Below are 11,844 nucleotides of genomic sequence, written 5' to 3'. Positions count from 1 at the left end.
ATATTATTAAAGTTATTAGCATAAATTACTTTAATAATCAATAACTAATGTTGTTGACACTATCAAGCAACTTAGTATATCATAATCTACTGTTATGTATTGATATATGAAAACTTTTTTCTTAAAAGAGAAACAAGTCGATAAAAAATGGCTTGTTATAGATGCAGAAGGATTAGTAGTAGGAAGGCTTGCAGCGTTTGTAGCAGCGCTATTGCGTGGAAAGCATAAGCCTGAATACACACCTCATATGGATTGTGGAGATAATGTAATTATTGTTAATGCAGAAAAGGTACATTTTACCGGAAAGAAACTTAAAGATAAAATCTACTATAGGCATACAGGTTATTCTGGTGGTTTAAAGAAAACTACTCCAGATAATATTTTAAATGGCAAATTCCCTGAGCGTGTGATAAAAATGGCAGTAAAAAGAATGCTTGATGATGGTCCTATGGCACGTAGACGGTTTGAAAATTTGTATGTTTATTCTGGTTCAGAACATAAGCATCAAGGACAGCAACCTGAAAAAATAGATTTTGCCTCTTTAAATCGTAAAAATAAGAAATAATGGAGCAAAAAGTGAAAATAAATAATAATGATCAGCCAAAAAAGGCAATGATTGACTCACTTGGTCGTTCATATGCCACAGGTCGAAGGAAAGAATCTGTAGCAAGAGTATGGATAAAGCCAGGAAGTGGAAAATTTAGTGTTAATAAAAAAGATGATTTAATTTCTTATTTTAAAAGAGAATCAGTGTGTCAAATGATTAAAGCGCCATTCATAGTAACTTCTATGTTAGACAGGTATGATGTGTTTGCAACTGTAAAAGGTGGAGGACTATCTGGCCAAGCAGGTGCCTTAGCTCATGGAATAAGCAGAGCTTTAAGTAGTATAAGTCAAGATCTACACTCTATATTACGTAAGGGTGGATTCCTAACTAGAGATTCACGTGTTGTTGAGCGTAAGAAATATGGTCAACATAAAGCTCGGAAAAAATGTCAGTTTTCTAAGAGATAATTGTTTCATAATGGTATTTTTTTGTAAATATTATACAAGTTCTTACAAGGGTTTATGACATTTTCTCTTTTTATGACGAATTTAGTTGACTATTGGCATTAGCATAATATGCTGTTTATGTAATTTTTCAATATTAAGGTAATTTATGAGTAAAGAAGATATAGTAAACCAACTGAGTCAAGAGTGCTCTAGTCAAGGTATAGATATAACAAAAGCTAGTTTGAGTAAGCTTCATGATATTTTTATGGAAACAATCAAGAACGATCTAAATCGTAAAGGTGAAATACGTTTGCATGGAATAGGGACATTCTCTACTGCTATAAGTAAGGAAAGACAATGCTGTAATCCTCAAAATGGTGAGATTATGACCGTTCCTGAAAAGAAAAGAGTAAGGTTTAAAGCAAGTCAAGCTCTTTCAAGTACTTTAAATACCAAAGAGAAAGTATAAGCTACTTAGATATTGTCATTTTCATCTTTTTAGTTACACTATGTAAGCCATGAAATATAGCCTCGCTGATTAAAGAATGGCCTATATTAAGAGCTGAGATGTGAGGTATCTCTTTTATTCTTTTAGCATGTTTATAATTTATGCCATGCCCTCCGTGGCATTCTATTCCTAGCTTATTAATGTATTCTGCAGAGTTAGTAATAAGTTTTAATTTTTCTTCTGATTGATTATCACAGTAATCCCCTGTGTGAATTTCTATTATGTCAGGCTTTCTTTCTAGCTTCTCAAGATATTTTAGTTGATTAATATTTGGATCGATAAACAGTGAGACTTTTATGTCAAAGCTATGCATTTCCTCTATTATACCAGAAAGTTTACTGTGCATATTCACGATATTCAGGCCACCTTCGGTTGTTAATTCTTCTCTTTTTTCTGGTACTATACAAATCGAATAGGGTTTTACTTCTTTTGCTATTTTGAGCATTTCTTCCGTAGCTGCGATTTCAAGATTTAACTCAGTGCTAATGTTTTGTTTTAGATTGAATACATCCTCATCTCTGATATGCCTTCTGTCTTCTCGTAAGTGTACGGTGATAAAATCTGCTCCAGCATCAATAGCTATTTTTGCTGCTTTTAATGGATCTGGATAAGAAGCTCCACGTGCGTTGCGAAGGGTTGCAACGTGATCAATATTAACGCCCAATTTCACAATTTACCTCAAAAATTATTTATAAATTATACATATTATTAGATCTTATGCATGTCATTGTTTAATGCCATAGCTGAAAGACGGAGCTAGCAGTTATACCAATTCTCATTGTTGGCAAGTCAAATAAGAAACATTCAAAATTGTTTGATTGTGGAAGTGGAAAGAGAAGTAATAAATTTGCATACACTTGCCCTTTTTTACAGTTAATCTAGTTTATAGAACTACTCGTGGTAATCCAAATAAGATTTTTTCTCATAATCAAGTTATAGTAAACGGGGAAAATTTTTCGCATCTAAAAAATTTTAGATTTAGGATTGAAATTAATAAGTGGAGTGATTATGTAATGCATGTATTAGTAAAAGGAGGTACAACATGAGTAATATAGTTCATTTAAATAAAAACAATAATCGTGATAATTTTAGTGTAAGAGGGTTACAAAGAGCCGTTGATGACATATTTGATAGCTTTTTTACAGGATGGAACCCAGAGCTTTCCAAAAGAGGCAGTAGTCTACTACCAGTTTGTGATTTTTATGAAACAAAGGAAAGCTATTGCCTATCATTAGAGTTACCAGGTATTCCTAAAGAAAGCATAGACATTAGTATATCTGGCGATAACTTAATAGTGAAGGGTGAAAAAACATGTAATAATGAATCAAAAGATAAGCAGTTTTACCATAAAGAAAGGTACTATGGTTCTTTCTATAGATCTATTCAACTTCCAACAAATGTAGAGCAAGATAAGGTATCTGCCAACTTTTTAGATGGGGTATTGCATGTAACCATACCTAAGTCAGAGAAACACATCAAGAAAATTGATGTAAAGTAACCAGTAAGTAATAGCAGGCTTCTGACCTTGAGGCTTGCTATTTTAATATCTGTTCAGCAGAGTGGCAAAATAAGGTAAACGAGAAAAGACAACTAAATGAATGTCATGAAAGTAGCTGATGCTGGCTCCCTTATGAAGGTGTCATCTTAGCACCCAGACACTGATTTTTTAATTGAAAATGTTGTCTTGTTTGTGATAAATTTTGCTCGATGCCAGTGTCGAGCACTGGCATGACATTATAGAAGCTGGAATTACAGTACTTGAATGACAATATTTGCTGTGTAATTTACCTTAAAAAATGAAATTCCTACAGCTACGTGTAAGCTACTTTCATGACACTCATTTAGTTGTCTTTTTTGCCACTTTGCTGAACAGATATGCAAAATATTAACTTAGCAATACAAAAAATTATCTATAGATTAGACACACCATTAGATCTTATGCATAGTCATTTTTTAATGCCATAGCTGAGAGACGGAGCCTGCTCCCCTTATCATGAAACTGAAGTCTATATGGTACCACAGTATAATGATATAATAAAATATGAAAAAAATACCAATAAAAAAAGGCAAAAAAAGCCCGTATTAACTTTAACAATTTAAAATGATTTAATGTGAAAACCATAGGCGCCAATTGTTTTTTTAACTTAAAAATAAAAGTCAAGTATCAGGAATTCTAGACATAAACCCTCCTATATGAATAAAGAGCTAGCAAAAATAAACTTATATATTTTTTGCTGAAATTTGATTATTTGGTGAAAAAACCTGCAGGTGAAGATAGATTTTGGATCCTAAAAAATCTTCATTCTCCACTATAATGAAGCCACCAGAGTCTGTCAAGTAATTTTTTATTTAAACTGCTCGCAATCTTTTTATACACTCATCTTTACCAAGAATTACCATGATATCGATGATTCCAGGCGCATCCATTATTCCAGTTATTGGGGCGCGTAATGAGTGGTATATATCGCTCATTTTTATATTATGTAATTTTGAAAATTCCTTAATCTGAGAAGATAAAAAATTCTTATTCCAATCTTCACTACCTACACTCGAAAGAAATGATGCAAGTAACTTAATTACATCGAGGTTAGATTTGACAATTTGCTGAGCTTCTTCACTAAAATCAACTTGAATATAAAATTTTGCTAAATCCAATAATTCGGTCAGATAGTTTGCTCTTTTTTTCAGCTCTGTCAGTCCCTGCAGTAAATAGCCCTTTTTTTTGTCAGTTAGAGTATTTTCTCTAAGCATTAGAGTCAGAATATCTTCATTGCTCATATTACTAATATAGTGGTTATTCAAATGCTCCAGTTTTTTGAAATCGAGCCGTGCAGGTGAGCGACCGATGCTTTCTAAATTAAACCACTCTATTGCTTGCTCATCGCTAATAATCTCATCGTTGCCATGACTCCAGCCAAGTCTTAGCAAGTAATTACGCATTGCCTGTGGCAATATTCCCATCTTTTCATAATCGCAAACACTTGTAGCCCCATGCCTTTTAGATAGCTTATTCCCGTCTTCTCCATGAATTAGCGGTACATGTGCAAAGCGTGGAACATCAAAATCAAGAGCCTGATATATCAGTAATTGTTTGAAGGTATTAGTGAGATGATCAGAGCCACGTATAATATCGGTTATTCCAGCATCATGATCATCAACCACTACAGCAAAAATATATGTTGGAGTATTGTCAGAGCGCAAGATTACTATGTCATCAAGCTGATCGCTACTTATTGTAACTTGGCCGTATATTTTATCGTCAACAACAATATCTTCTGAGTCTGGCACTTTGAAACGGACAACAGGGTTTGCGCTTGATGTCGAATGAGTACACTTATGCTTATATATTTTTCCTTCTTCTCTTGCTCTTGCCTTCTTTTCTGCAACTTCATTCTCGGGGCAGTAACAGTGATACGCCCTACCCTTTTCAACTAAAAGATTTGCAACTTCAATATGTCTAGCTATTCTTCTCGATTGGTATATTATTTCTCCATCATAGTTTATTCCAAGCCATTTTAACCCATCTATTATTGCATCAATTGCTTCCTGTGTTGAACGTTTTCTGTCGGTATCCTCAATCCTTAGTAAAAACTGGCCACCATGACGCTGCGCATAGAGCCAATTAAATAAAGCTGTGCGAGCTCCTCCAATATGTAAAAATCCTGTTGGTGATGGAGCGAATCTAGTGACTATACCTGGCATATTTGTCTGTTGTGATAACGTAACCGATGATAACTAAAATTTGCACTTGCAACAACGTGGAACTATAGTAAATTTGAAAGATCAATTTACATTTATTTTTAACAAACTTCATTGTATAATTTAATATTAGTGAATGCAGTGAGGTGTATATATGGATAATTTATTTGAAATTGCAAGACGAGTTGTAATAAAAGAGGATGAAAATAAATTTATTGAAGCTTGCAAGAAAAGAGTTGCTTGTGTAGCTAAGCATAGGATTGATGAAAATGGAAACCCATTTCATATAGCAGCAAGTAAAGGGTTTCTATTATCTGCGTTAAAGGAGATCATAAAGTATTTAGAAGAAGATACTGAGAGCAAAGTCAAGAAAGCTAAAGATTGGGAAGAAGTAAAAAGATTAGAAAAGGAACTTAAGAATAATAAGAAATATATTAAGGAAGCACTCCTTGATAAAAGCTATATTAAGGATGACGGGAAGAAGGCAGTATCACCCCTTTATTTCTTGGACCCTGCAGAGCGGGAGGAAGTTAAGCAAATTGCAGATATAAAATGTGGCTTTATATGTAATAAGAAGTTTCATATATGCTTATATATAGTAGGAGCTATAGTGTGTGCTATCACTATGTGTGTGTCTTTGTATCTTCTATTTTCAGTTTCTCAATCTCTTGCATTGGCTTCAATAGCAACAATAGCTTCTGGAGGATCTTCATATCTGTTATTTAAGGCATGTAATGAAGTATATGGCCTCTATAACGAAAGTACTATAGTGACAGATCCTGATGTTATGCAACTTTTAGATAGTGGTTTAGCCCCAGTGTGAAGTATTTGCAGGTAGTAATATAGAAATTTACTTTCTTAACTTAAGAAAGTATACTGATAAGATGATAAGAAAGAAGTATAGTAAGATTTTAGTAGCGAACAGAGGGGAGATTACCTGCAGGATAATCAAAACTGCGCACAAGATGGGCATATCTTGTGTGTCTGTGTACTCAGATGCAGATGCAAATTCTGTGCATGTAAAGCAAGCAGATGAGTCAAGGCACATTGGCCCTTCGCCTGCTTATCTTAGTTACTTAAATATCGAAAAAATATGCGAAGTAGCAGTTGAAACAGGTGCCGAGGCGGTTCATCCTGGCTATGGGTTTTTAGCAGAAAATCCAGATTTTCCCCGTGCTCTGGAAAAACATAACATAGATTTCATTGGTCCAAGTGCAGAAACAATAGAAGTTACAGCCAATAAAATAACAGCAAAAGAAGAGGCAAGAAAAGCTGGAGTAAATGTAGTGCCAGGATATATGGGTAAGATCGAAGATGCTGCCCACGCAGCCATCGTTGCTGAAGAGATTGGTTTTCCCGTTATGCTCAAAGCTGCATCAGGTGGTGGTGGCAAAGGAATGCGAATTGTACATTCCAAAAAAGAAATTGAACTAGCATTTACATCAGCAACAAATGAGGCGGAGAAAAGTTTTAAAGATGGTAGTATTTTCATAGAAAAATATATAGAACTACCAAGACACATCGAAATACAAATTATTGCAGATAAATACGGCAATATAGTGTGTCTTGGGGAGAGAGAGTGCTCGGTACAGAGGAATAACCAGAAAATAATAGAAGAAACACCAAGCCCATTTATTAGTGAAGAAGTAAGACAAAAAATGTATGCTCAATGTGTTTCTTTGGCAAAGCAAGTTGATTATTTTTCAGCAGGTACTGTCGAGTTTGTTGTAGATAAGAACCAAAACTTCTATTTTCTTGAGGTAAATACGAGATTACAAGTTGAGCATCCAGTAACAGAATTTGTCACTGGAATAGATATAGTGGAAGAGATGATCAGAATTTCTTGCGGAGAAAAATTAAGATTTGGTCAGAATGATATTAAACTTATTGGCTCTGCAATAGAAAGCAGAATTTGCGCTGAAGATCCATCAAAGAGATTTTTTCCTTCCAGCGGAAGAATCAAATATTACGACAAACCAGATGATGTAAGAATAGATGATGGAGTAGCTAGCGGTTCAGAAATCAGCATGTTCTACGACTCAATGATTGCAAAAATTATAACCTATGGAAAAGATAGAATAGAGGCGATCAGCAGAATGCAAAAAGCTTTGTCTGAGTGCTATATAGGGGAAGTAATAAACAACATAGAATTTCTAGAATCCATCTTCCATAATCCAAATTTTATTGCAGCAAAGCTTCACACGAGATTCATTCCAGATCATTACCCTAGCGGGTTTCAAGGCGATCTTATTACAGAGGAATATATTAAAATATTTATCTTTACTGCACTGTATGTTCACTTAGAAAATGAGGGAAAGTATTACAGTAAGTCAATAGATGAAGCATTCATAGTGAAAATAGACGATAATGAGTACTCCGTAAATGCAAAATATCAAGATAACACATTAACAACAGTATATAACCACAATAAATACTCCGTGGTAGGTAGGTGGAAATCAAGTTATAGATTGCTACATATCATAATTAATGGCGATACCAACATAGCACTTAAAATAGAAAGGCAAGGCAGCAAATACTTTATAAGACACGCAGGTATGAAAGCTAAATGTTGTGTATTGAAACCTCATGTAGCTAAACTAAGCAAATTAATGCTAAACAACAAAACAGAAGGGATTTCAGTAGACACTGTGAAATCTCCAATATCTGGTTTATTGGTTAAATTACACGTCAATGCTGGAGATCAGGTAGAGGTAGGACAACCTCTATTTGTTGTAGAGGCAATGAAAATGGAAAATATAATATGTGCTGAATCAGAAATGGTAATAAAAAATATCCCTGTTACAGAGGGGAAAAATGTACAGGCTGGTGATTTAGTATTAGATCTGCTTTCTTAAATAACGCAAGCAGTATAAACCTGATCCAAATAAGATAAATGAAAACATTTGATGGGCTATAGCAATGGCCATTGGTATATGCAGCAACAAAGTGACTACTCCTAAAATTACCTGAATAATGACGGAGAGTAGCATAATATATGCTGGTTTTACACTAGCATTTTTTATTGTGAGTATTGCTGTCAGAACTAATATCAGCAATGCCAATGCCCGGTGTATGAATTGCACTGTTACTCTATTTTCAAAGATATTGAGCCATGTAGGCTGTAAGTAAAATAAATCTTCTGGAACAATTTGTCCATCCATCAGTGGAAAGGTATTGTAAATTAAACCAGCATTTAGCCCTGCAACAAATGCACCGAAGATTATTTGTACTGTCACTAGGATTAAAATTATCCATATGTAACATGTACTAACCTTAAGTTTAGTTTGCCTTGGTTTGATTTGGTAATCAAAAAATTGATACGACAATAATGCAAAGATAACCAACGCAAGCAGTAAGTGAAGTGCGAGCTTATAGTGACTAACATGAGGATTGACTACCAAACCGCTTTTTACCATATACCAACCAGCAAAAGCTTGTAAAATTCCAAATAATAGTGCTGTAGATAACCTTATTACTGCATTTTTAGGTATTCTTTTTTTTAGTGTAAAGTATATAAATGGTAAGATAAAAACTAAACCTGTCAGCCTTGCAATTAACCTGTGCACATATTCTATTAAGTATATGGTGCGAAACTCTTCCATACTCATACCATAATTAAATGCTTTATATTCAGGTGTAGCTTCATATTTTGATTTTTCTTTTAGCCAGTCTTGTTCACTCAGCGGTGGCAATGTTCCGGTAATTGGTTTCCATTCCGTGATTGACAATCCTGCTTTTGAAAGTCTGGTAAATCCACCAATTCCCACCATGCAAATCACCATGAGAGAGCAGAGAAAAAGCCAAATAGCTACAGGTTTTGCTTCCATAATCCATGCTGAGTTTTATTCCATTGCTGAGGGTGAATAACAAATTCCCACAAAGCGAGAAAAGCTGCAACGCTATGTAGTAGACTATAGACGGGAAAAAATATTGATACTATATAAAAATAAAAAGGCATTTTTTGTTGTCTGATAGCTATTATCAAAAAAATCAAGTTAATACCGTATACTATTATAAAATAATATAAGAATAATTCATTCAAAATTTGAGTCAGAACCAATGAAAGTAACAAAAAAGGAGTCGTGAAAAATATAAAAGCTGAGGAACCAACAAAAAGGTTTAATAGCAAAACTCCCTTAAGCCCAGTGTGCTTAAAAAGTAATTTTATATTTTTTAAATGAACGATATAAGTTTGCATATAACCTTTAATCCAGCGTGCTCTTTGTTTGATCCAAGCAAACACAGTAGTTGGTGATTCTTCCAATGTTTCTGAATCAATAATCCTGGTTTTATATCCCATTTGCGCAAGTCTCAAACCAAGGTCAGCGTCTTCAGTGACATTGTAAGCATCCCAAAAAAGCACTTTCTTTAAAATTTCCACTGAAAAATGGTTACTGCTACCACCCAAAGGTATTGGCATGTTCATTTTTTGAAATCCAGGCAAAAAATATTGAAACCAGTTCATATACTCGAGAGAAAAGAATTTTGTAAGAAAATTGCAACCAAAGTTATAGTAATTTAATTTCGCCTGTACACAAGCCAACTTTTCGTCGCCCTTATTAAATTCAATTAGTGCTTTTTTTAACTGCAACGGATCTGGCTTGTCATCTGCATCATATATTACCACATACTTTCCTCTAACAAAGTTCATAGCATAATTGCATGACTTAGCTTTTGTTCTAGGCAGAGAATGAGGCACTTTTATTACTTCAAAATACTGCGGTAAGGTGCATTTTTCTATAGCTGCTAACATTTCTTGGTCATCGCTCTCTATCACAAGCTTTACATCTAATTTTGATTTTGGATAATCCAAACTTTCAATGCTCTTAATCAATTGCTTTATAACCGCATTCTCTTTAAAAGCAGGCAATAAAATAGTATATATAGGTTCATTCATCTTATCATAATCTGCTTTTTGGTTAGAAATTTTACGCAAGCCAAAAATTTTAGTTACAAATTTGAATAAAGAACTAGAACATCCGATTATAAATATCAACACCAAAGCAAAATATGCATATTTTTTTGTCAGTGTTAAAGTCGAAATCATAACAAAGAAAGAGGAAAAAAAGATTGAACTGAGCCTAATGCTTTTAGCTGAAAAATTAGGATTCTTATAATATAAGTAGTTACTTGCGAATTCTGAAATACCAAAGTGTGAGTTAAGAAGATTTAAAATCTGTTTGCTATCTACTTTTATCAATACATATTCAATACCGTAATGAGATTCGACCCAAAGGTTGATATCTTGGCTTATGTCTTCAACCATAAAAAAAGTAGTATCATTTAATTTTTGCCAAGGAATTATATTAAACCTATAGTAGAAAAGTTTCTCTTGTTCTTTGCATAAACTAGAATCAAATTTAATTTTTTCTACATTATCAGTTTGAAGTACAGGCATTAAACTTAATGCAACTTTTTGCTCAAGTCACGTGAAAACGAAGATATAACCTCACTACTACGCTTATCATCTTTACGTTCATGCATTATTTTTTTTACAGCATCAGCAGCTATACTCGCTGTGTTAGCTTGTAAATCCCCAAGAGCTTTTTCAACTTGGTCAGTAACTTTCTTCAAATTAGAATGGGCATTTTCATCTAACGTTTGATCGAGTTGCTGTCTATTATGCTTAATAATACTATTAGCCTTATCAAGTGCTTCATTCATCATTTTGTTAACTTCTGCATCTAATTTTTTGTATTTTTCAGAAGATTTTTTGTAATACTCCAACATATCTTTTCTGAATTTTTCAGTTTCTTCACTTGAAAACTTGCTTTTGTTACGTTTATTGTTAAGCGCGTTTTTTATTACCTTCCTTAGCAATTTATATGAGAGGATAAAACCTACTAAAAAAGCAAGGCTTATAACTAGTAATGTAGACATAAAAACCCTAAAATTCTTTTGACACCAAGTCAGCAACAAATTCCTCTTCAATCTCAGAATTAGTTAACTTAGTATAGTAAATCAAAGCAATACTAGTAGCCATTTGTTTTAATTCACTAATATACTTAGATTTAAATTGTACTACCTTTTCTTCAACAAGTTTAATCATCTTCTTGTCTTCCTCTTCCAATATATCCTTAACATTCGCTCTCATTTCTTCTACTTGAGCAAATGCATCATCTATGATTTTTTTTGCCCGTACTCTAGCTTGATTTAAAGCTGCATTATACTTGGCAATTTGCTCTTCTGTAAGTCTTAAAAGGTGAATAGAACTATTAAATGAATCTAACACTTCTTTACTTCTAGTGCTTATTATTTCATCTAACTTCGGTAAAAACAAACAACTCACTACAAAAAAAAGTGAAGAGAAAAAAATTAAAAACCAAAAAATTTGAGAAGAGAAAGTTGAAACATCAAGCTGTGGCATCTGTTAAGCAGCAAATATTAATAACATTGCAAGTACAAACGCAAGCAACCCCATGATTTCAACCATGGCAGCACCAATATAAACGTAACTTTTCATTTTACCTTCTGACTCAGGATTTCTCGCAATCCCATTTAACATAGCAGAGAAGATATTAGCTATACCTAAACCAGCACCGAGCATTCCAAATACAGCCAAACCAATTGCTATAAATTTTAAAGCCACTAAATCCATATATTACCTTTAACTATTTCTTTATAATATAATTGTAAAATATTCT

General features: G+C 33.6%; 13 protein-coding genes. 6 read left to right on the top strand and 7 right to left on the bottom strand.

The genetic code is table 11. The features are described 5' to 3' along the window. Positions 1 to 106 precede the first annotated feature (106 nt). The 3 genes from rplM to OPR30_RS01365 all read left to right on the top strand — a co-directional run bounded on the left by rplM (position 107) and on the right by OPR30_RS01365 (position 1,462). Complete coding sequence (gene rplM, locus OPR30_RS01375) at positions 107 to 565, top strand: 50S ribosomal protein L13 (RefSeq protein WP_006014941.1); 459 nt, start codon at positions 107 to 109, stop codon at positions 563 to 565. Then, entirely contained in the window at positions 565 to 1,014 is a 450-nt protein-coding gene (rpsI, locus tag OPR30_RS01370; RefSeq protein WP_010402504.1) for a 30S ribosomal protein S9, read from the top strand. Before rplM ends, rpsI begins: the two co-directional genes overlap by 1 nt. Positions 1,015 to 1,159: 145 nt before the next feature. Then, entirely contained in the window at positions 1,160 to 1,462 is a 303-nt protein-coding gene (locus tag OPR30_RS01365) for an HU family DNA-binding protein (RefSeq protein WP_265030930.1), read from the top strand. Position 1,463: 1 nt separating this feature from the next. Here OPR30_RS01365 and OPR30_RS01360 read toward each other — a convergent pair whose 3' ends face one another. Further along, positions 1,464 to 2,171, bottom strand: coding sequence for a pyridoxine 5'-phosphate synthase (locus OPR30_RS01360; protein ID WP_265030928.1), 708 nt, complete (start codon positions 2,169 to 2,171; stop codon positions 1,464 to 1,466). A 372-nt stretch (positions 2,172 to 2,543) separates the two neighbouring features. On the opposite strand from OPR30_RS01360, the gene OPR30_RS01355 reads away from it, so the two are divergent. Continuing rightward, the gene (locus OPR30_RS01355; protein ID WP_017532141.1) at positions 2,544 to 2,999 is read left to right on the top strand and encodes an Hsp20/alpha crystallin family protein; all 456 of its coding nucleotides are present in this window, start codon (positions 2,544 to 2,546) and stop codon (positions 2,997 to 2,999) included. Positions 3,000 to 3,850: 851 nt separating this feature from the next. On the opposite strand, the gene gltX is transcribed toward OPR30_RS01355, so the two are convergent. Then, entirely contained in the window at positions 3,851 to 5,203 is a 1,353-nt protein-coding gene (gene gltX / locus OPR30_RS01350) for a glutamate--tRNA ligase (RefSeq protein WP_265030927.1), read from the bottom strand. Positions 5,204 to 5,354: 151 nt separating this feature from the next. Between gltX and OPR30_RS01345 the strand changes: the two genes are divergently transcribed. Continuing rightward, complete coding sequence (locus OPR30_RS01345; RefSeq protein WP_265030925.1) at positions 5,355 to 6,023, top strand: ankyrin repeat domain-containing protein; 669 nt, start codon at positions 5,355 to 5,357, stop codon at positions 6,021 to 6,023. Positions 6,024 to 6,084: 61 nt separating this feature from the next. Further along, complete coding sequence (locus OPR30_RS01340) at positions 6,085 to 8,055, top strand: ATP-binding protein (RefSeq protein WP_265030923.1); 1,971 nt, start codon at positions 6,085 to 6,087, stop codon at positions 8,053 to 8,055. On the opposite strand, the gene OPR30_RS01335 is transcribed toward OPR30_RS01340, so the two are convergent. The 5 genes from OPR30_RS01335 to OPR30_RS01315 are packed head-to-tail and all read right to left on the bottom strand — an operon-like array spanning position 8,038 to position 11,798. After that, positions 8,038 to 9,027, bottom strand: coding sequence for a COX15/CtaA family protein (locus tag OPR30_RS01335; RefSeq protein ID WP_265030921.1), 990 nt, complete (start codon positions 9,025 to 9,027; stop codon positions 8,038 to 8,040). The two genes, OPR30_RS01340 and OPR30_RS01335, sit on opposite strands and share 18 nt — an antisense overlap. Further along, positions 9,009 to 10,598, bottom strand: coding sequence for a glycosyltransferase family 2 protein (locus OPR30_RS01330; protein ID WP_264375029.1), 1,590 nt, complete (start codon positions 10,596 to 10,598; stop codon positions 9,009 to 9,011). The genes OPR30_RS01335 and OPR30_RS01330 overlap by 19 nt, the downstream gene beginning before the upstream one ends. Positions 10,599 to 10,603: 5 nt before the next feature. After that, on the bottom strand, positions 10,604 to 11,080 hold the full coding sequence (locus OPR30_RS01325; RefSeq protein ID WP_052264897.1) for a F0F1 ATP synthase subunit B family protein: 477 nt from the start codon (positions 11,078 to 11,080) through the stop codon (positions 10,604 to 10,606). 7 nt (positions 11,081 to 11,087) lie between these two features. Continuing rightward, on the bottom strand, positions 11,088 to 11,567 hold the full coding sequence (locus OPR30_RS01320; protein WP_007302046.1) for a F0F1 ATP synthase subunit B family protein: 480 nt from the start codon (positions 11,565 to 11,567) through the stop codon (positions 11,088 to 11,090). A gap of 3 nt (positions 11,568 to 11,570) precedes the next feature. Then, positions 11,571 to 11,798 (bottom strand): F0F1 ATP synthase subunit C, encoded by a 228-nt coding sequence (locus OPR30_RS01315; protein WP_006014985.1) that lies wholly within the window; start codon positions 11,796 to 11,798, stop codon positions 11,571 to 11,573. Between the last annotated feature and the right edge of the window lie 46 nt (positions 11,799 to 11,844).

It is taken from the genome of Wolbachia endosymbiont (group B) of Athalia cordata, from assembly GCF_947251845.1.
Taxonomy (GTDB): Bacteria; Pseudomonadota; Alphaproteobacteria; order Rickettsiales; family Anaplasmataceae; genus Wolbachia.
Note: the sequence above shows the minus strand (reverse complement) of the source record. Positions and strands in the feature narration are given on the sequence as shown.